We start from the raw sequence: 20,492 nt of genomic DNA on the forward strand, positions 1-20,492 counted from the left end.
GCCCGCGCGATCGCGTCCACGAACGGGCGCGCGGTCGCGGCGTCCCATCTGGGCGGCGACGCCCTGGACGCCGTCCGTGACCGCCTGCTCGAGGCCGGGCCGCTCGGGGACGCCGTCGTGCTCGCCGCCGCGGGCTCGAAGCGCCCCGGCGCGGTCGCGGAGGTCGAGGCGTCCGCCCGCCGGCTCTCGGACGCCGTCGGCCGCCCCGTGCTCGCCGGCTTCTTCTACTCCGCCTCCCCCACGCCGGAGGAGGCGGTGGCCGCCCTGCGCGCCCGCGGCCTGGCCGACGTGACCGTCGCGACCTACGCGCTGCTGCCGGGCCTGTATCAGGCGCGGCTCGCCGGGCTGGACGTCCGGGCGGTGGCCGAGCCGGTCGGCGTCCACCCGCGGCTCGTCGACTCGATCGTCGCGCGCTACACCGCCGCCCGCCCCCGGGCGGTAGCCTGAGTATTTTCCCGGTTCAACCAGCAGATACCCTGGATGGGCGTCTGCGTGAGAAAGATGATTCTGTGACAACTCTGCAAAGGCTCGACCGCGTCGTCATCCGCTTCGCCGGGGATTCCGGTGACGGAATGCAGTTGACGGGCGATCGGTTCACCTCCGACTCCGCCGCGGTCGGCAACGACTTCGCGACCCTCCCGAACTTCCCGGCCGAGATCCGTGCCCCCCAGGGCACGATCGCCGGCGTCTCGAGCTTCCAGCTCCACTTCGCCGACGTCGACATCCACACGCCGGGCGACGTGCCCGACGTGCTCGTCGCGATGAACCCGGCCGCGCTCAAGGCCAACCTCCGCGACCTGCGCCGCGGCGGCACGATCATCGCCGACACCAACGACTTCACCAAGCGCAACCTCACGAAGGTGGGCTACGCGGCGAACCCGCTGGAGGACGGCAGCCTGGACGCCTACCAGGTCCACCCCCTCGACCTCACCGGCATGACCGTCGCGGCGGTCGCCGACTTCGGGTTGGGCCGCAAGGAGGCGTCCCGCGCGAAGAACATGTTCGCGCTCGGCATGCTGACGTGGCTGTACTCGCGGCCGGTCGAGGGCACGTACGAGTTCCTCGACGTGAAGTTCGCCAAGAAGCCGCAGATCAGGGACGCCAACAAGGCCGCCTTCAAGGCCGGCTACGACTTCGGCGAGACGACGGAGAGCTTCGCCGTGCGCTTCGAGGTCGCGCCCGCGCCGCTGAAGGAGGGCCTGTACCGGCAGATCACCGGCAACAAGGCGCTCTCGCTGGGGTTGATGGCGGGGGCGGTCAAGGCCGACCTGCCGCTGTTCCTGGGCGCGTACCCGATCACGCCGGCGTCCGACGTGCTGCACGAACTCAGCAAGGCGAAGGACCACGGGGTCATGACCTTCCAGGCCGAGGACGAGATCGCGGCCGTCGGGGCCGCGCTCGGGGCGTCCTACGCGGGGCACCTGGGCGTGACGTCGACGTCCGGGCCGGGCATGGCCCTGAAGTCGGAGACCATCTCGCTCGCCGTGATGCTGGAGCAGCCGCTGGTGGTCTGCGACATCCAGCGCGCCGGCCCGTCGACGGGCATGCCGACGAAGACCGAGCAGGCCGACCTCTTCCAGTCGCTGTTCGGACGCCACGGCGAGGCGCCCCTGCCGGTGCTCGCCGCCCAGTCCCCCGGCGACTGCTTCTGGACGGCCCTGGAGGCCGTGCGCATCGCGTTGAAGTACCGGACGCCGGTCATCGTCCTCACCGACGGGTACCTCGCCAACGGCGCGGAGCCGTGGCCGGTGCCGGACCTGGAGAAGATCCCGGCGATCGACCCGCGCTTCGCGTCGAAGCCGAACGGCCCCGACGGCGCGTTCCTGCCGTACCTGCGCGACGCGAACCTGGCGCGCGCGATCGCCGTGCCGGGCACGGCCGGGCTGGAGCACCGCATCGGCGGCATCGAGAAGGCCGACGGCACGGGCAACATCAGCTACGACCCGGCCAACCACGAGAAGATGGTCCGGCTGCGGCAGGCGAAGATCGATCAGATCGTCCGCGACGTGCCGGATCTCGTGGCCGACGACCCCGACGGCGACGCCGACGTGCTCGTGCTCGGCTGGGGCTCCACGTGGGGGCCGATCGCCGAGACGGCCCGCCGCGTCCGGGAGTCGGGCCGCAAGGTTGCGACGGCCCACCTGCGGCACATCGCGCCGCTGCCCGCGAACACCGGCGACGTCCTGCGCGCCTACCGGCGCGTCATCGTCCCGGAGATGAACCTCGGGCAACTCGCCTTCTACCTGCGCGGACGGTACCTCGTCGACGTGCACAGCTACTCCAAGGTCCGGGGCCTGCCGATCTCGCCGCGCGAGTTCGCCCCCGACCTCATCGACTTCATCGACGGAAAGGACGTGCGATGACCACGACCACCGGCCTGTCCCAGGTCCCCCTCAGCATCGAACCGCTGAACCGCAAGGAGTTCGTCTCCAGCCAGGAGGTGCGCTGGTGCCCCGGCTGCGGCGACTACGCCGTGCTGTCCGCCTTCCAGGGCCTGATGCCCGACCTCGGCGTGAAGCGCGAGAACACCGTGATCGTCTCCGGCATCGGCTGCTCGTCGCGGTTCCCGTACTACCTCGACACGTACGGCATCCACTCGATCCACGGCCGCGCGCCCTCGATCGCGACGGGCATCGCGATGGCCCGGCCCGACCTGGCCGTGTGGGTCGTCACGGGCGACGGTGACGCGTTGTCGATCGGCGGCAACCACCTGATCCACGCGCTGCGCCGCAACGTGAACATCACGATCATGCTCTTCAACAACCGCATCTACGGGCTCACGAAGGGCCAGTACTCGCCGACGTCCGAGTCGGGCAAGGTCACGAAGTCCACGCCCGCCGGCTCGCTGGACTACCCGTTCAACCCCGTCGCGCTCGCGCTCGGCGCCGAGGCGACGTTCGTCGCGCGCACGATCGACTCCGACCGCAAGCACCTCACCGAGGTGCTCCGGCGGGCCGTGTCGCACCGCGGGGCGTCCCTGGTGGAGATCTACCAGAACTGCCCGATCTTCAACGACGGCGCCTACGACGGCCTCAAGGAGGCCGGGTCGCCGCGCGTGATCCCGCTCACCGACGGCGAGCCGATCGTCTTCGGGGCGAACCGCGAGCTCGGAATCGTCCGCGATTCGAAATCGGGGTCTCTCGAGGTTGCCACAGTTGCCACGGTCGACGAGGCAGAGATCCTGCGGCACGATTCGCACAACCCGGACGCCGCGCAGGCTTTCGCGCTCGCACGTATGACCGATTCGCAGCAGCTCTCCCTGTCTCCCATTGGGGTATTCAGGGATGTCGAGCGTCCGGTGTACGACGACGCCGCCCGCTCGCAGGTGACCATGCCGGACCGCGCTAATCGAATAGTGAAAATGCAGCATTTGATTGAAGGTTCGGACACGTGGACGGTCTAGTTCGCCACGTATTACCGTAACGGGGTGTCCTCAACTCCCCCCGAGGCGGGCCTGAAGGCCCGTCTGTCCCATGCGCTGGCGGACGCCAAGCAACGCCGCGACCTCACGTCGGTCGCGGGGCTGCGGGCGGCGTTCGTCGCGCTGGACGAAGCAGAAACCATCCAACTCCCCGGCGAGGCCGGTTCCATCCTCGCCATGGGGCTCGCCCCGTCCCACATCCCCTTGGGCGAGCACGGCGTCCGGCGGCTGCTCATGCGGCTGCGCGACGAGCGCGAGCAGGCGGCGTCCCAGGCCGACCCGGTGCGTGCCCGGCGCCTGCGTGGGGAGGCGGCCGCCCTCTCCGACGTGCTCACGGAAGCCTGACCACGGCGCACCCGACGCGGCTAGTGACGCTCTTCACCTTGTCAGACTAAAGTGGGCGTGACCTTTCCCCCGAGCGCCGCGGAAGGAGCGCCACCCTCATGGCCCATACGCCCAGCGAGCCTCATCCCGAGGATTCCCGGAAACCCGATTCGCCGACCGAACTCACCAAGCCCAGTTGGAAGTACGTGCTGCGGTCGACGATCCGTGAGGTCGGCGACGACGGTCTCACCGACCTCGCGGCCGGCCTCACCTACTACACCGTGCTGTCGATCTTCCCGGGCCTCATCGCCCTGGTGTCGATCCTGAGCCTGTTCGGGCAGAGCGCGGACGCCGTGACCGGCATCCTCGACCAGGTCGCCACCGTCGTGCCGGCCAGCACGATGGACACGATCCGTCCGGTGCTGGAGGGGCTGCTCACCGCGCCCGCCCCCGGGCTCGGCCTGATCATCGGCATCCTGACCGCGCTGTGGTCGGCGTCCAACTACGTGAAGGCGTTCGGGCGGGCCATGAACGTGGTCTACGAGGTGCCGGAGGGGCGCGGCCCGGTGAAGCTCAACCTCGGCATGTACGGCCTCACCGCGGCCATCCTCGTGCTGCTGGCGCTCTCCCTGGTGCTGCTCGCGGCGTCCGGCCCGATCCTGCAGGCCGTGGGCGACCTCATGGGTCTCGGCGAGGTGTTCCTCACCGTGTTCAGCATCGTGAAGTGGCCGATCCTGCTCGTGGTCGCCATCGTGATCGTGGCGTTGCTGTACTACTTCACGCCGAACGTACGGCAGCCGAAGATGCGCTGGATCAGCCCGGGCGCCATCATCGCGATCGTGCTCGGCGGCCTCGCCGGCGTCGCGTTCGCGCTCTACGCGGGCAACTTCGGCAGCTACAACCGCACCTACGGGACGCTGGCCGGCGTCATCATCTTCCTGTTCCTGATCTGGATTCTGAACCTCGCCCTGCTCTTCGGCGCCGAATTCGACGCCGAAATGGAGCGCGCGCGGCAGTTGCAGGGCGGCGTCGCCGCGGAGGAGGACATTCAGCTCCCGCCGCGCGACACGAAGGCGAGCGACAAGAAGGAGCAAAAGCTCCGCAAGGACGTGGCGGAGGGCCGCCGCATCCGCATCGAGGCCGCGCGCCACCAGCAGGGGGCGCGGCAGGCGCCGATCGACCACTATCCGAACCGAGGGTGAACGGCGCGTGACGAAGGCAGGATAGGGGTCGATGAACTTCGACACTGACCCCAGCGTCCGTCCGGCCGATGACCTGTACGTCCACGTCAACGGCCGCTGGCTCGCCACCACTGACATCCCTGCCGACAAGGGGCGCTACGGCGCCTTCCACCTGTTGCGCGACGCCTCCGAGGTGGCGGTCCGGGAGGTGATCACCGACACGGCGGCGTCCCAGCCCCGGCCGGGCAGCGACGCGGCACGCATCGCGGACCTCTACGCGTCCTTCATGGACGCCGAGGGCGTCGAGGCGTCCGGGCTCGACTGGCTGGGGCTGGAGCGCGTCGACGGGATCCACTCGGTGGACGACCTCGTCGCCCACCTCGGCTGGTGCCTGCGCTCCGGCGTCACGAGCATGTTCGGGGCCGGCGTCGACTCCGACCCGTCCTCACCCGACACGTACCGCCTGTTCCTCGCGCAGGACGGCATCGGGCTCCCCGACGAGGAGTACTACCGGCTGGAGCGCTACGCGGGCGTCCGGGAGGCGTACCGCGCGCTCGTCGCGCGGCTGCTCGAGTTGAGCGGCGCCGACCCGGCGGCCGCGGCGTCCGTCGTCGGACTGGAGACCCGCATCGCCGCACTGCACTGGGACAAGGTGCGCTGCCGCGACTTCGTCGCCACGTTCAACCTCACCGACGCCGCCGACCTGCCCGCCCCCTGGGGCGACGTGCTCTGCGCCGCCGGCGCGGGCGACCTGCGGGCGCTGGTGGTCTGCCAGCCGTCGTTCTTCGCGGAGGCGTCCGGGCTGCTGAGCGACGTCGACCTGACCACGTGGCGTGCCTGGGCACGCTTCCACCTCGTGAAGGATCGGGCGTTCGCCCTCCCCGCCGACGTGTACCGCGCGTGGTTCGACTTCTACTCGACGACGCTGCAGGGCATCCCCGAGCAGCGGGAGCGCTGGAAGCGGGGCGTGTCGGTCGTCGAGCGGTACCTGGGCGAGGCCGTCGGGCAGCTGTACGTCGAGCGGCACTTCGGCCCCGAGGCCAAGGAGCGCATGGACGCCCTCGTCGCGAACCTGCTGGCGGCCTACGGCGAGTCGATCCGGTCGCTGGAGTGGATGGGCGACGAAACCCGCGCCGAGGCGCTCGCGAAGCTCGCCACGTTCGAGACGAAGATCGGCTACCCCGACCGCTGGAAGGACTACTCGGCGCTTACGATCGGGAGCCACGACCTGCTGGGCAACGTGCAGCGCGCGGAGGAGTTCTCGTTCGACACCGAGGTCGAGAAGGCGTCCGGGCCGGTGCGGCGCTGGGAGTGGCTCATGACCCCCCAGACCGTGAACGCCTACTACCACCCGCTGCGCAACGAGATCGTGTTCCCGGCCGCGATCCTGCAGCCACCGTTCTTCGATCCGGACGCCTCCGACGCCGAGAACTACGGCGCGATCGGCGCCGTGATCGGGCACGAGATCGGGCACGGGTTCGACGACCAGGGGTCCACCTGCGACGGCGACGGACGCCTCCGCGACTGGTGGACGCCCGACGACCACGCCGCCTTCAAGCGCCTCACCGGACGCCTCGTCGCCCAGTACGACGCGCTCGCGCCCGCGCAGCTGCCGGACGTCCACGTGAACGGCTCCCTGACCCTCGGCGAGAACATCGGCGACCTGGGCGGCCTCTCGATCGCCTACCGCGCCTGGCAGCTCGCCGGCGGCGGCACGGACGACGAGCGGCGCCTGTTCTTCCTGTCCTGGGCGCGCATCTGGGGCGAGAAGGTGCGCGACGCCGCGCTTGCCGAACAGATCGCGACCGACCCGCACTCCCCCACGGTGTTCCGCTGCAACCAGGTCGTCCGGAACGTCGACGCGTTCTACGACGCCTTCAGCGTCCGTCCGGGAGACGGGCTGTGGCTCGATCCCGGCGACCGCGTCAGCATTTGGTGAGCGGGCTAGCCTGACGGGACGGGCGCGGCCCGCACGGTGGCGAGGAGGACGCGGCGGCGTCCGCAGAAGGAGAGACGCAATGGCTCAGAAGATGTCCACGGTTGAGGATTCCTCGGCGGCCCTCGGGCTGCTCGACGCGCTGCCGGTGCAGCAGGAGGCGACGACGTCGCGCGTGATCGTGAACAACCCGCTGCTGCGGGTCGTGTACTTCTCGTTCGACGCCGGCGAGTTGCTCACCGAGCACAGCTCGCCGCGGGCGGTGGTCGTGCAGGTGCTGACCGGTCAGCTTCGGTTCACGCTCGAGGGCGTCGAGCACACGATGAAGCCCGGCGATGTGCTCTACATGGCGCCCGGGGCGCGGCACTCGCTCATCGCCGACGAGCCCACGCACATGAGCCTCGTGATGGTCGATCCGGACGCCTGAGGCGTCCTCAGACCTGCTCGACCGCGCGCAGAGACGGGACCCGGCGGCGCAATTGGTTCTCCAGCCGCTGATGCATGGTGATCACCGCCGCCGGGCACCCCTGACAGGCGCCGCGCAGCCGCACCGAGACGACGTCGTCGCGGGCGTCCACCAACTCGATGCTGCCGCCGTGCGAGCGGGCGATGTCGCCGATCGGCCCGTCGATCAGTTCGGCCGCCGACAGCCGCAAGACGTCGTCGGGGCCGAGGTCGTGGGCGTCGGGGCCGGCCACCCAGGCGTCCGGGTGCTCGAGCGCCTCGACGAGCGCATGCCGGACGCCCGCCCCCTCGGCCCGCCAGGACGCCCCCGGCGCGAGGGTGACCACGAGGGCGTCCGGGGCGACGACGACGCGCGTCACCAGGCCGGGCGCCAGCCCGTCGAGGCCGGGCGCCGACGCGAGCGGGCCGACGAACGGCATCGGCGTCCGGGGGGCGACCCAGCGGAGGGTCGCCGGATCGTCCGTGGACTCGGGGTGCAGCGCGACGACGTGCTGGTCGCGCCGGCTGACCAGCGACGGCTCGCTCATCGGACGAACAGGCCCGTGATCGTGTGCCCCAGGAACGCCATGCTGTAGGCCAGCACGAACATGTAGCCGAACGCGATCGCCGGCCACTTCCAGCCGCCGGTCTCGCGGCGCATGATCGCGATCGTCGACATGCATTGCAGGGCGAACGCGAAGAACAGCAGCAGGGCGACGACCGTGTCGGGGGTGAAGACCTTCTCGCCGGCGTTCGGGCCGTCGCTGTAGGTCCAGGTGGCGAGCTGCGCGGAGACCTCGACGTCGTTCTCGGGGTCGGTCGCGGACGCCATCTGCCCCAGCGTCGACACCGCCACCTCGCGGGCGGCCAGCGACCCGACGAGCGCGACGTCGACGCGCCAGTCGAACCCGAGCGGACGGAACACCGGCTCGACCGCCTTGCCGATGCCCGCCGCCGCCGAGTGCTCCATGGTGTAGGCGGTGACGGCGACGTCGTCGGTCGGGTCGACGCCCGCGGCCGCCAGCTCGGCGTCGGAGCGGAACGGGATCGTCGTCAGCGCCCAGATCGCGATCGTCACGACGAGGATGATCGTGCCCGCCTTGCGCAGGAACGCCTTCGTCGGCTCCCACATCGCGATGCCCACCGACCGCAGCGTCGGGATCCGGTACGGCGGCATCTCCATGTAGAAAGGCAGCAGGTGGCCCGTGCGGTCGGTGATCTTCTTCACCACCCAGGACGCCGTCATCGCCGACGCCCCGCCCAGCAGGTACATCGCGAACATCGCGACGCCGCGTCCGGAGAGGGGCCCGATCATCGCGTCGGCCGGCACCAACATGCCGATGAGGAGCAGGTACACCGGCAGACGCGCCGAGCACGTGGCCAGCGGGACGCCGAGCATGGTGGCGATGCGGTCCTTGCTGGAGGGGATGGTCCGGGTGGCCATGACCCCCGGGATCGCGCACGCGAACGCCGACAGCATCGCCACGAACGCGCGCCCCTCGAGCCCGGCGCTGCTCATCACGCGATCCATGAGGAAGGCGGCGCGCGACATGTAGCCGACGGCGTCCAGCAGCGCGAGGATCGCGTACATCATGAGGATCTGGGGCACGAACTCCAGCACCGCGCCGACGCCCCCGATGATGCCGTTGCCGAGGAGACCCGCCAGCAGCCGGTTCGGGACCGCGGCGTCCACGTACGCGGCGAGGGACTTGAAGGCGTCGCCCAGGAGGTCCTGCAGCGGGGCGGCCCAGGTGAACAGAGCCTGGAAGAACAGGAACATCACGGCGAAGAAGATGATCGTCCCCCACACCGGATGCAGCAGGACGCGGTCGATGCGCTCGGTGCGCGCGTCGGGCGTCGGGGCCTCGTAGCCGGCCGCCGCGAGCAGCGAGTCGACCCAGCCGGCCAGCTCGCCGGCCCGATCGGGCGGGTCGAGGGGCGGCGTTGACCAGGCGTCCCAATCGGCGATGAGGTGCCGCAGTTCGCCGACGCCGATCCCCCGGTTCGCGACCACGGCGACCACCGGGACGCCGGCCGCGCGGCCGAGCGCCTCGACGTCCAGGCTGCCGCCGCGTCGGCGGAGTTCGTCGGTCATCGTGAGGACGAGGGCCGTGGGCTTGTGCCGGTGCAACACCTCGGCGAGCAGCAGCAGCGAGCGGCGCAGGGCCGTGGAGTCGGCGACGACCAGGAGGGCGTCCGGCTTCTCGACGTCTTTCAGCGAACCGTCCAGGTAGTCGGCGACCACCTGCTCGTCGGGCGAGATCGGCGCGAGCGAATAGCAGCCCGGAAGGTCTTCGATGCCGTAGGTCGCGTCCCCGATGCGGGCGAGGCCGCTGGAGCGCGAGACCGTGACGCCGGGATAGTTGCCGGTCTTCGCATGCAGACCCGTGAGGCGGTTGAAGAGCGACGTCTTCCCGCCGTTCGGCGACCCGATCAGGGCGACGCGAGGGGCCCCCGCGGGGGCCTCGTCGCCGGGGGCAGCGTGGCAGGAAGCATCAACGGGTGCGGGCATGGCATCAGACTCCGTGGAACGGAAGGGGGTGGGGTCAGGCGGCGAACTCGGGCTCGTCGGCGAGTTCGACGAGCACCAGGTCGGCCTGCGCCTGGCGCAGACACATCTGGACATCGCACACGCGGAAGATCATCGGCCCGCCCAGAGGAGCCTGGCGCACCTTCGAGATCGCCCGCCCCTCGGAGAACCCGAGCAACTGCAGCCGGTGGCAGACCGAGGAGTCACAGTCCGCCGCCACGCGACAGATCACGCCGCGCTGCCCGCAGCGCAGCGAGCTCAGCGGGACGACGCGGGTCTTCACGGACGCCGGAGCGGATGACATTACGTCCTCCTCCGTCGCCGGCTCGGCCGGCGACCGTTGAAAGCGTGGGCGACGGTCCGGAGCAGACCCCCACCTGAAAACTAAGGCAAGCCTAACTTAGCAGCATTACGCGCGGGGCGCGTATCAATATTCTGCTGCCGGGATAGCCCGCCGGTACGCGATCTCGGTGATCGAACCGCCCGCCGGTCCCGGGGTGTCGAACCAGAGACCGGCGGTGAAGCCCGCCCGCTCGAGGACGGCGATCGAGGCGCGATTGCGGTGGTCGGGGCAGGCGACGGCGCCGGGGGCGTCCGGGAAGAGCCAGGAGGCCAGGCCGACGAGGGAGGCGACGAAGGGCGTCCCGAGGCCCTGGCCGACCAGGTCGCCGGCGAGGCAGTAGTCGAGGCCGACGTCGCGGGCGTCGGCGGGGATGAAGCCGTCGGTCGGGAGGTCACCCACGCGGTAGAGCTGGGCGTAGCCGGCGTCCCGGCCGCGGACATGGGCGATGACCATGCGGATCGGGCTGCGTCCGGCGAGGCGGTCGCCGAAGCGGGCGCGGGCCTGGTCGAGGGTGAGCGGGGCGAACCAGGGCGCGGCGGCGTCCGACGTCTGGCAGGCGAGGACGAACGGCAGGTCGGCGTCCGTCACCGGCCGGAACGTGAAAGCGTCGTCGGGCATCAGGCGTCGGGGTCGAGGGCCTCGTGGCGCGTGGGGTCGGGCGGTAGCGATCCGGGCTGCAGTCCGGCCGGCTGAGGGGCGTCAGCCACGGAGGCGGACCGGAGGTCGGCCATGGTGTCGGCGATGAGGCGTTTGAGGGCGTCGGCGTCGTTGTCGAGGTCGACGACGCGGCGCGGGAGCTCTTCGATGCCGGCGAACTTGCCCGGACGCTCGGTGTCGCGGCCGAGCGCCTCGCGGATCGTGGCCGAGAACTTCACCGGGAGGGCCGTCTCGAGCGCGACGACGGGCTCGGCGACGGCCCCCACCGCGAGGAGGTCGCGGGCCACCTTCACCCCGTCGGCGGTGTGCGGGTCGATCACGGTGGCCCGCTCGGTGGCCAGGAAGCGGATCTGCGCGAGGCGGTCGGCGTGCGTGGAACTGCCCGAGACGAAGCCGTAGGTCTGGCTGAGCGCGGCGAACTCGGGGGTCTTGGACAGGTCGAAGAAGCCCTGACGTGGGAGTTCGTCGGCGAAGAGCGCGCGAACCCGGTCGCCGTCGCGGCCCAGGAGGTCGAACACGAAGCGTTCGAAGTTGGAGGCCTTGGAGATGTCCATCGACGGGCTGGAGGTCTCGTAGGTCTCGGCGGAGGCCCGCACGCGGTAGACGCCCGTCCGGAAGAACTCGTCGAGGACGTTGTTCTCGTTCGTCGCGAGGATCAACCGGTCGATCGGCACGCCCATCGAGCGGGCCACGTGCCCGGCACAGATGTTGCCGAAGTTGCCGGAGGGGACGGCGAAGGTGACGGTCTGGCCGTCGGCGTCCGTGGCGCGGAGGTAGAGGGCGACGTAGTAGACGACCTGGGCCAGGAGGCGTGCCCAGTTGATGGAGTTCACCGCGCCCAGCCGGTACTCGGCCTTGAAGGGGAGGTCGTTGTTGAGCGCCTTGACCAGGTCTTGGCAGTCGTCGAACACCCCGTCGACCGCGACGTTGATGATGCGGGGGTCGTCGAGGGAGAACATCTGGGCCTGCTGGAAGGGGGTCATCCGGCCGCGAGGGGTCAGCATGAACGTGGTGAGGCCGCGCTTGCCCCGCATCGCGTACTCGGCCGCGGAGCCGGTATCGCCGCTGGTGGCACCCAGAATCGTCATGGTCTCGCCGCGCCGCGCCAGCTCGAACTCGAACAGCTGGCCGAGCAGCTGCATCGCCATGTCCTTGAAGGCGGCGGTGGGCCCGTTGGAGATCTTGCCGAGCAGCAGGCCGTCGCCGAGGTCGGCCAGGCCCACGATCGCGTCGCTGCCGAACTTGTCGGCCGTGTAGGCGTGGCGGGTCAGGCGGGCGAGGTCGGCCGGGGCGATGTCGTCGATGAACAGCTCGAGCACCTGCGCGGCGAGCGCCGCGTAGCCCTCGTCAGCCAAGAGGGTGCGCCAGCGACCCAGGGTGGCCGTGGCGACATGCGGGTAGGACTCGGGGACGTAGAGCCCGCCATCGGGAGCGAGACCCTCGAGCAGGATGTCCGAGAACGAGCGAGGGGTCTGATCGGCGCCGCCGCGGGTCGAGACGTAGTTCACCCGTCCAGCCTAACGGGGCCTCGCGCGGGGTCGTTCGCCGACGAGCGCGAGCCGGGCCCGGATGATCGCCTCCAGCACGGCGACGGTGTCGTCGGCGTTGAAGAACACCTGGTCGGAGGCAAGCCGGACGATCTGCCAGCCCTCGGCCGCCAGCCCCGCGTCACGAACCCGGTCGTGGGTGAAGGCGGGCGCCGCCGCATGATGCTCGTGCCCGTCGACCTCGAGGCCAAGCAGGAGGTCGGGAAGCGCGCAGTCGAGGTAGGCGGTCGCAGACCCGTAGCCGGTGGCGGCCCCGTAGCCAACCCGGTGATTGGTGAGGAAGCCGCAGGGCAACCGGATTCGCCGGAGGAGATGGTGCAACGCGCGCTCGGCCTCCGACCACGGCTCGTCGCGGGAGTCGATGAGCAGGTCGCGACGGCGAACGTTGCCGCGCCGCCCGGGGGTGGACTTCAGTGTCGCCCATAGGGCCTCCAGCGTCACGACCCCGCGGCGCAACGCTTCGTCGATGGCCTCCGGCCCGATCTCCACCGCGAGGTCGAGCACGGTGAGCGCGATCGACGTGATGCGGACCCCGCCCCACGTCACGACGTGATCGGGGTCGATGCGGCGGCGCTCGAAGCGGAACCCGGGGCCGGGAGTCGCATGGCGGGTCCGGGCTGCCGTCAGGGTCGGGGCTGCCAGCTCGGGCCACCACGAGAGCCTGGCGGCGGCCCGGCCCGTGATCACCGCGTGGGGGTCGGAGGTGAGCACGGCACGCGCCCGCGCGGCCGCGTCGGCGGCCCCGCCTCGCGGGAGCCAGATGCCGGGCAGGACACGAACGACTTCGCCGCGGCGCCCGGCGCGGACGACGTGCTGGCGATCCAGGGGCGTGGCGCCGCGGGTGTCCGCGACGCCGTCGGCTGTGTGCAGGGTTTCCATGCCCACCACGATGGGGAGGGCGTGTCAGGGCTTGTCACAGGCCCGACACTCGATGCGAGGCCGAGCAGTGAGAGCTGTCGGCCGGACGGGGCGTCCGGTCCCGAGTGTCGAGGTGGTGACAGCGCAGCTGGGAGACGAAAGGGTGACTACGAGACGGGAGGCGCTCAGCCGCCCCAGCCCGGGGCCACGAGCGGCCACGGGTGCTCGGCTTCCAGGTGCGCGGCGAGGCCGAGGAGCGCCGAGTCTTCGCCGATGCGTCCGGTGAGCATGACGCCGATGGGCAGAACTGCTCCCTCGACCGTGGCCCGGTGCAGCGGGAGGCTGACCGAGGGCCGGCCGGTGAGGTTGGCGATGGAGGTCCAGGGGGTGTAGTCGATCTGGGCGCCGAAGTCGCCGGCCGGATCGTCGTCGTCGCGCAGTTCGCCGACCCGAGCCGGCGGGCGGGCCAGCGTCGGCGTGACGACCACGTCGAAATCGGCCCAGGTCTCGGCGACCTCGAGTGTCAGCGCCTGCACGGCGCCGAGCGCCTCCGCGAACGCGGTCCCGCTGACCTGGCGGCCCTGCTCCCGTAGCCAGCGGGTCATCGGGGTCAGCAACCCCTCCCGCCCCGGCGGCACCGGGACGCCCGCCGCCCCCGTGGTCCACAACGCCTGGAAGGCCGCCCACCGCTCCGGCGGAAACGCGACCGGGGCCGGGGCCACCTCGTGCCCCATCGTCTCCAGCCAGCCGGCGGTCTCCTCGGCCGCGGCGGTGCACTCGGGGCTGACCGACGCCGTCTCCGAGATCACCGGACGCACCAACAGGCCGATCCGCAGCCGCCGCGGTGCCTCGTCACACGCCCGCAGGTAGGAGGGCGACCGTGGAAGCAGATACGTGTCGCCCGGCACGTTCCCGGCGAGCGCGTCGAGGGCGAGCGCCGTATCCCGGACCGTCCGGCTCACCACCCCGTCGCACACCAGCCCCGGCCCGGCCACCCGCCCCGGCAGGGTGCTCACCAGCCCGCGCGACGGCTTCAGCCCGACGACGCCGCAACTGCTCGCCGGAATGCGGATCGACCCACCCCCATCGGACGCATGCGCGATCGGCACGACGCCCGCCGCCACCGCAGCCGCCGCTCCGCCGCTCGAGCCGCCGGCGCCGCGCGAACGATCCCACGGTGTCACGACCGCCCCGGACGCCGGCTCCGTATAACACGGGAACCCGAACTCCGGCGCGGTCGTCAGCCCGACGGTGACCGTGCCCGCCTCGACGAGCCGCCGGGCCACCGCGTCGGTGCGGCGGCCCACGTTGCCCTCCAGCGCGAGGCTGCCGCCGGTGTACGGCAGCCCTTCCACCTCGGCCAGCTGCTTGATCGGGCACGGGACGCCCGCCAACGTCAGCGACCCCGCCTCGCCCCGTGCGACCGCGGCGTCGACCGCCTCGGCCTGGGCGAGGGCCCGCTCCTCGTCCACCCAAGCGAACGCCCCGAGCGATTCGGCGCCCCGGACGCGCCCGAGCGCCGCCCGGACGACCTCGAGCGCCGACAACTCACCCGCGCGCACGCGCGCGGCGATCTCGACGGCGGTCACATCCACGTCGCCACCCTAGCTGCGCGGCCTCCGTCAGGGACGCCGCACCAGGATCCCATCGGCATCGGCGTACACGTAGCCACCATGCTCGAACACCACGCCGCCGAAGATCACCGCCTGCCCGCGCGTGCCCGTGCCGTGCTGGTGGCTGCGCCGCGGGTTCGTCCCGAGGGCCTTCACGCCGAGCTCGACGCCGCCCAGCCGCTCCGAATCCCGGACGGCCCCGTTCACGATCACCCCCGACCACCCGTTCTCGGACGCACTCCGAGCCAGCACGTCGCCCATCAGCGCCGACTCCAGCGAGCCTTCGCCGTCCACCACCAGGACGCGCCCCTCCCCCGGCGTCGCCAGGGCTTCCTTCACCAGGACGCTGTCATTCCGGACGTGCACCGTCTCGATCACCCCCTCGAACTCCTGCCTGCCGCCCAGGCTCCGGAACTGCGTCTCGCAGGACGCCAGCTCTTCCCCTCGCTCGTCGTAGATGTCAGCCGTCGTTCCCATCGTGGTTCCCTTGTTCGATCACTTCACTGGCCCCCGCACCGGACGCCGGCACCGCTGCCGCCCGCTCGGTCCGGTCAAGAATGAAGGGCACCGCGCCGCCCGCCTCGAGGAGGGCGACCTCCGCCTCCGTTTCGACCGCGGCCCTCGCCGCGATCTCGTGCCGGACGCCCCCGATCACCGCCACCACCGGCACGGACGCCTCCGGTGCGATCGCCGTCGCATCGATCTCCACCGTGTCGTCGACGCCGAGCGACTGCACCAGGGCGAGGTCGTCGCCGGTCACGACGAGCGGCAGGATGCCCATCCCGACCAGATTCGACCGGTGGATCCGCTCGAACGACGCCGCGAGCACCGCCCGAATATCCAGCAGCCGCTGGGCCTTCGCGGCCCAGTCGCGCGACGACCCCATGCCGTACCGCTCCCCCGCGACCACGATCGCCGACCGCCCCTCGCCCCGGTACCGCGCGGCCACCTCGAAGATCGGCAGCACCTCGTGGCTCCCCGCGACCACGGTGTACCCGGTCGGCAGCCCGCCTTCGACACCGGCGCCCAACGCGTTGCGGAGGTTCTTGTTGAAGAACGCCCCGCGCATCATCACCTTCCAGTTGCCGCGCCGCGACGCGAACACGTTCAGGTCGCCGCGGTCCTCGCCTCGCTCGACCAGGTAGTCGGCCACGAAGCTGTCCCGCGGGATCGCGCTCGCCGGCGAGATGTGGTCGGTCGTCACGTCGTCGCCCAGCACGAGCAGCGGCGTCGCGGTGTAGCGGCCCAGCAGGCACGACGTGTCCCCGGTCACGAACTCCGGCGGCTGCAGGATCGTGGACGCCTCGTCCCACGGGTACAGCGCCCCCGTGGCCGCCTCCAGCCCCGCCCAGCTCTCGCTGGCCCGCGCCTGCGCGAACGCCTCGCCGAAGTCCTCCGCCCGCAGCCCGGACGCCAGCGCCGCGTCCACCTCGGCCGGGTCGGGCCACAGATCCGCCAGCCGGATCTCGCGGCCGTCCGCCGTCGTCCCCAGGACGCCGTCCGCCACGTCCGCGGTCGCGTCGCCGACGATCGCGTACGCGACCACGAGCGGCGGCGCCATCAGGAACGCGAGATCGAGCGACGGGTTCACGCGCCCCGGGAAGTTCCGGTTCCCCGAGAGGATCGCCACCGGACGCACCTCCCCCCGCGCCGCCAGCGTCGCGATCGGCTCCGGCAGCGGCCCCGAGTTACCGATGCAGGTCGCGCACCCGAACCCGACGATGTCGAACCCGAGCGCGTCCAGGTCCTCCTGCAGCCCGGCGCGCTCCAGATACCGGACGGCCGCCGGCGAGCCGGGCGCCAACGACGTCTTCACCCACGGCTTCGCCGTCAGCCCCCACTCGCGGGCCCGCCGCGCGAGCAGGCCGGCGGTGACGAGCTGCCGCGGGTCCGTCGTGTTCGTGCACGACGTGATGGACGCCAGCGCCACCGGGAACGCCGGGACGCCGTCGGCCCCCGCCGGTGCACCCGGGTTCCCCACGGGCAGCGACGAGGGCACGTCGGCCAGGTCGAGCCGATCCTGCGGGCGCTGCGGCCCCGACGCGCTCCGGCGCAGCGACCCCAGGTCGATCTCCAGCACCTCCGGGTACTCCGGCTCGTCGGCGTCCGTCCGCCACAGGCCGGCCGCCCGCGCGTGGGCCTCGACGAGCGCGACGTGCTCCGCCGGACGTCCGGTCGCCGTCAAATACCGCCCCACGGCCGCGTCCACCGGGAAGAATCCCGTGGTCGCGCCGTATTCGGGGGCCATGTTGGCGACGACGCCACGCTCGCCGACCGACAGGGTCGAGACGCCCGGGCCGAAGAACTCCACGAACCGTCCGGCCACGCCGAGCCGCCGCAGCCGCTCGGTCACGACCAGCGCGAGATCGGTCGCGGACGCCCCGGCCGTCAGCGCGCCGCTCAACCGGACGCCCACGACGTCAGGCAGCCGCAGCGACGTCGGGATGCCCAGCATGATCAGCTCGGCCTCCAGCCCGCCGATGCCCCAGCCCAGCACGCCGAGCCCGTTCACCATCGGGGTGTGGCTGTCGGTCCCGAGCATGAAGTCGGGGGCGACCACGGGGCCGTCGACGCCATCCGGCCCGGGCAGCACGGTCGAGACCGTCGCGAATTGCTCCAGGTTCAGCGTGTGCATGATGCCGGTGCCGGGCGGGTTGATCGACACGCCCTTCATCGCCCCGGACGCCCACTTCAAGAACGCGAACCGCTCCTCGTTGCGGCGCAGTTCGAGCGCCTGGTTCACGGCCACGGCGTCCGGACGCGCGTACGCCTCCACGGCCAGCGAGTGGTCCACCGAGACCTCGATCGGCAGCACGGGCACCAGGGACGCCGGGTCGCCGCCTCGCCGCGCGACGACGTCGCGCATCGCGGCCAGGTCGACGAGGGCGGGCGTGCTGGTCGTGTCGTGCATGAGCAGGCGGTCCGGCATGACGTCGATGGACGCCTCCCCGCCGCGCCCCCACGCCCGGAGCGCGCCGACGGACGCCTCGGCCGCCCCGGCGTCCTGGTGGCGCCAGCAGTTCTCGGCGAGGATGCGCAGGACGTACGGCAGCCGGTCCAGGTCGTCGGCCAGCAGCCCCCGGACGTCCACCATCGCGTACGACGTGCCCCCGGTCTCGAGCGTCGTCCAGCCGTTCATCGGTTCCTCCTGAAGGTCCCCGGGTCGGCGCGCCGGGCGGTCGCGGGCGTGCGGTAGCCTCCCGACAACGGTGCGGACCGCGCCGTCGAGAAGGGGTGTTCGTGTCGAGCGCAGACCTGGGCCAGGCCCTGACGAAGAATCAGTTCGCCTACCGCGAGGTGCGGCGGCGCATCATCATGGGCGAGCTGCCGCCCGGCGAGCCGATCCCGCAGGCGCGGCTGGCGGCCGACCTCGGCGTCAGCCTCACACCGCTGCGCGAGGCCCTGCGCAAGCTCGACGCGGAGGGGCTGGTGGAGTTCGCGTCGCACAAGGACGTCCGCCCGACCATGCTGACGGCGGCCGGTGCGCGCGACCTCTACGAGATCCGCCGACACCTCGAGCCGCACGCGACGCGGCTCGGCGCCGAGCGCCGCACGGACGCCGACGCCGACGCCATCGAGCGCGCCGCCGCCGAGCTCGTGCCCCTGACCGGCGACAGCAGCCTCGAGGCGATGCTCGCCCATCGGGCCTTCCACCGGGCGCTGTACGGCGCCTCGCACAACCGCGAGCTGGTCACGGTGCTCGACGGCCTCTGGGACAAGGCGGATCGCTACCGGCGCCTCGGCATGAACCTCGCGGGCATCGATCAGGCCGAGCGGCTGGAGCGGGTGCGACGCCAGCACACGGCGCTCGCGGACGCGGTCGTCGCCGGCGACCCGGACGCCGCCGAGCGCGTCTCCCGCAAGCACATCGACTCGAGCCTGACGCGGCTCGTGGAGTCGACGCTCGCGTGACGCGGCGCGTGGGCGACGGTTTGCCGCCCGCCTGCCGGTGGCCGCGGTGCTCACGCCTCCACCTTCTCAGACTCCGCGCCCCGGCGTGCCTCGCGCAGCTTCATCCCGGCCATCATCGCCGTCGCGATCACGAGCAGGACGCCGAAGAAGATCAGACCGGCGGTCGTCGAGCCGGTCCGCTCGACGATGAGGCCTTGCGCGTACGGGCCGACGAACCCGCCCAGGTTGCCGATCGAGTTGATGGCGGCCACGGCGGTCGTGGCGCTCGCGCTCGACAGGAACAGCCCGGGCACGGCCCAGAACGGCGACTTGAACGCGTACAGCCCGGCGAGCGCGATGCAGATCGCGCCGATGGCGAGCACGGGCGACTGCGTCAGCGCGGCGCCGAACATCGCCAGCGCCGAGACGCCGAGCGGCAGCCAGCAGTGCAGCTTGCGCTCGCGGACGGCGTCCGAGTGGCGCGCCCACAGGATCATCGCGACCGTCGCCACCGCGTACGGGATCATCCCGATGAGCCCGATCTGGATCGTCGTGAGCGACCGCCCGAGCTGCTTGATGATCTGCGGCAGCCAGTAGCCGGTGCCGAGGCTGCCGACCTGGTATACGAAGTAGATCGCGCCGAGGTAGAGCACCTTGGGGTTCCCGAGGGTCTTCCACAAGGACAGATGCTGCACGCGGTCGGCCTTCGCGGACGCCTCGGCGTCCAGTTGGGACACCAGCCACTCGCGCTCGTCGTCGGCCAGCCAGCGGGCGTCGCGGGGGCGCTCGGTCATGACGAACAGCGTCAGGACGCCGAGCAGCACCGCCGGGACGCCCTCGAGGATGAACATCCAGCGCCAACCGGACAGCCCGAACCAGCCGACGTTCTCCATGATCCAGGTGGACAGCGGCGAGGCGATGATGTAGCTCACGGGGATGGACGCGGTGAACAGCGACATCGTCGTCGCGAGGTCCTTTTCGCGGAACCAGCGGGTGAGGTAGATCACGATGCCGGGGAAGAACCCGGCCTCGGCGACGCCGAGCAGGAAGCGGGCCGCGATGAGCTGCCACCCCTCGTGCACGAAGCCCATCAGCGTGGCGATGACGCCCCAGGTGAGCAGGATGCGCGCGATCCAGGGGCGGGCGCCGAACTTGGCCAGCGCCGCGTTGCTGGGCACCTCGAACAGGAAGTACCCGATGAAGAACAGGCCCGCGGCCAGGCCGAACACCTGACTGGTGAGCCCGAGTTCGGCGTTCATGTGCAGGGCTGCGTAGCCGATGTTCGCGCGGTCGACGTAGTTGACGATGTACAGGATGAAGACGAAGGGGATGATGCGCCACGTCACCTTCCGGACGACGTGCGCTTCGAACGGGGTCCGCCCGCGGCGGTCCAGGGCGACGGGTTGGTTGTTGTACTCACTCATTGAGCACCTCCTGATTCCGATGTTATAAAATATAAGATCGTGGGAGGCGGGTTGACAACCCTCACATTGGTTGGCAACAACGCCGGAAGTTTCATTAGTTTTTGTCATCGAGACCACTCGGGGTCGGCCCGGGTGTCTCGGCGCCCTCCGCTCCCCCGTTCCCGGACGCCCGCCCCCGCGTTTTCGCTTGCCGGACGCCTCCGACCGGGGGCCTCCGGCGCGCGGCCACCGGCGCTGAATCGGGCGTCCCCCGCACGGGGACGTGTCGCCAACCAGAGGCATTTCCGGCCGTCAGAGGCATGTTCAAAGACGAGACGCATGCA

At 71.4% G+C, this 20,492-nt stretch carries 18 protein-coding genes; 8 read left to right on the plus strand and 10 right to left on the minus strand.

Going from position 1 to position 20,492, the window contains the following annotated elements:
* The 7 genes from WMJ97_RS08630 to WMJ97_RS08660 all read left to right on the plus strand — a co-directional run.
* On the plus strand, positions 1 to 447 hold a 447-nt coding region (locus tag WMJ97_RS08630; protein WP_347348580.1), incomplete at its 5' end, for a CbiX/SirB N-terminal domain-containing protein.
* Positions 448 to 509: 62 nt separating this feature from the next.
* Entirely contained in the window at positions 510 to 2,363 is a 1,854-nt protein-coding gene (locus tag WMJ97_RS08635; RefSeq protein ID WP_347348581.1) for a 2-oxoacid:acceptor oxidoreductase subunit alpha, read from the plus strand.
* Positions 2,360 to 3,403 carry a 2-oxoacid:ferredoxin oxidoreductase subunit beta gene (locus WMJ97_RS08640; protein WP_347348582.1) on the plus strand — a complete coding sequence of 348 codons (1,044 nt, stop codon included), beginning with the start codon at positions 2,360 to 2,362 and terminating at the stop codon, positions 3,401 to 3,403. The genes WMJ97_RS08635 and WMJ97_RS08640 overlap by 4 nt, the downstream gene beginning before the upstream one ends.
* A 24-nt stretch (positions 3,404 to 3,427) precedes the next feature.
* Positions 3,428 to 3,766, plus strand: a complete 339-nt coding sequence (locus WMJ97_RS08645) for a hypothetical protein (RefSeq protein WP_347348583.1) — start codon at positions 3,428 to 3,430, stop codon at positions 3,764 to 3,766.
* A gap of 98 nt (positions 3,767 to 3,864) precedes the next feature.
* Positions 3,865 to 4,947, plus strand: coding sequence for a YihY/virulence factor BrkB family protein (locus WMJ97_RS08650; protein ID WP_347348584.1), 1,083 nt, complete (start codon positions 3,865 to 3,867; stop codon positions 4,945 to 4,947).
* Between the two features lie 31 nt (positions 4,948 to 4,978).
* Positions 4,979 to 6,865 (plus strand): M13-type metalloendopeptidase, encoded by a 1,887-nt coding sequence (locus WMJ97_RS08655; protein WP_347348585.1) that lies wholly within the window; start codon positions 4,979 to 4,981, stop codon positions 6,863 to 6,865.
* Between the two features lie 79 nt (positions 6,866 to 6,944).
* Complete coding sequence (locus WMJ97_RS08660; RefSeq protein ID WP_347348586.1) at positions 6,945 to 7,289, plus strand: cupin domain-containing protein; 345 nt, start codon at positions 6,945 to 6,947, stop codon at positions 7,287 to 7,289.
* A 7-nt stretch (positions 7,290 to 7,296) separates the two neighbouring features.
* Here the strand turns inward: WMJ97_RS08660 and WMJ97_RS08665 are convergent, their stop codons facing one another.
* The 9 genes from WMJ97_RS08665 to acnA form a co-directional block, all read right to left on the minus strand.
* Entirely contained in the window at positions 7,297 to 7,854 is a 558-nt protein-coding gene (locus tag WMJ97_RS08665) for a NifU family protein (RefSeq protein WP_347348587.1), read from the minus strand.
* Complete coding sequence (locus WMJ97_RS08670; protein WP_347348597.1) at positions 7,851 to 9,740, minus strand: ferrous iron transporter B; 1,890 nt, start codon at positions 9,738 to 9,740, stop codon at positions 7,851 to 7,853. Before WMJ97_RS08670 ends, WMJ97_RS08665 begins: the two co-directional genes overlap by 4 nt.
* 112 nt (positions 9,741 to 9,852) lie before the next feature.
* The gene (locus tag WMJ97_RS08675) at positions 9,853 to 10,140 is read right to left on the minus strand and encodes a FeoA family protein (protein ID WP_347348588.1); all 288 of its coding nucleotides are present in this window, start codon (positions 10,138 to 10,140) and stop codon (positions 9,853 to 9,855) included.
* Between the two features lie 123 nt (positions 10,141 to 10,263).
* Entirely contained in the window at positions 10,264 to 10,797 is a 534-nt protein-coding gene (locus WMJ97_RS08680) for a GNAT family N-acetyltransferase (protein WP_347348589.1), read from the minus strand.
* Positions 10,797 to 12,344, minus strand: a complete 1,548-nt coding sequence (gene thrC, locus WMJ97_RS08685; protein ID WP_347348590.1) for a threonine synthase — start codon at positions 12,342 to 12,344, stop codon at positions 10,797 to 10,799. Before thrC ends, WMJ97_RS08680 begins: the two co-directional genes overlap by 1 nt.
* A gap of 9 nt (positions 12,345 to 12,353) precedes the next feature.
* The gene (locus tag WMJ97_RS08690) at positions 12,354 to 13,262 is read right to left on the minus strand and encodes a DUF559 domain-containing protein (RefSeq protein WP_347348591.1); all 909 of its coding nucleotides are present in this window, start codon (positions 13,260 to 13,262) and stop codon (positions 12,354 to 12,356) included.
* Between the two features lie 164 nt (positions 13,263 to 13,426).
* Complete coding sequence (locus WMJ97_RS08695) at positions 13,427 to 14,836, minus strand: amidase (protein WP_347348592.1); 1,410 nt, start codon at positions 14,834 to 14,836, stop codon at positions 13,427 to 13,429.
* 27 nt (positions 14,837 to 14,863) lie between these two features.
* The gene (rraA, locus tag WMJ97_RS08700) at positions 14,864 to 15,331 is read right to left on the minus strand and encodes a ribonuclease E activity regulator RraA (protein WP_347348593.1); all 468 of its coding nucleotides are present in this window, start codon (positions 15,329 to 15,331) and stop codon (positions 14,864 to 14,866) included.
* Entirely contained in the window at positions 15,315 to 17,993 is a 2,679-nt protein-coding gene (acnA, locus tag WMJ97_RS08705) for an aconitate hydratase AcnA (protein ID WP_347348594.1), read from the minus strand. Before acnA ends, rraA begins: the two co-directional genes overlap by 17 nt.
* 101 nt (positions 17,994 to 18,094) lie before the next feature.
* Between acnA and WMJ97_RS08710 the strand changes: the two genes are divergently transcribed.
* Positions 18,095 to 18,766, plus strand: a complete 672-nt coding sequence (locus tag WMJ97_RS08710; protein WP_347348595.1) for a GntR family transcriptional regulator — start codon at positions 18,095 to 18,097, stop codon at positions 18,764 to 18,766.
* Positions 18,767 to 18,816: 50 nt separating this feature from the next.
* Here WMJ97_RS08710 and WMJ97_RS08715 read toward each other — a convergent pair whose 3' ends face one another.
* A complete protein-coding gene (locus WMJ97_RS08715; protein ID WP_347348596.1) occupies positions 18,817 to 20,169 on the minus strand; it encodes an MFS transporter in 1,353 nt (450 codons plus the stop codon).
* Positions 20,170 to 20,492: the final 323 nt, after the last annotated feature.

The sequence above is a fragment of the Nigerium sp. genome, assembly GCF_039811905.1.
In the GTDB taxonomy this organism is placed as follows: domain Bacteria; phylum Actinomycetota; class Actinomycetes; order Propionibacteriales; family Propionibacteriaceae; genus Propioniciclava.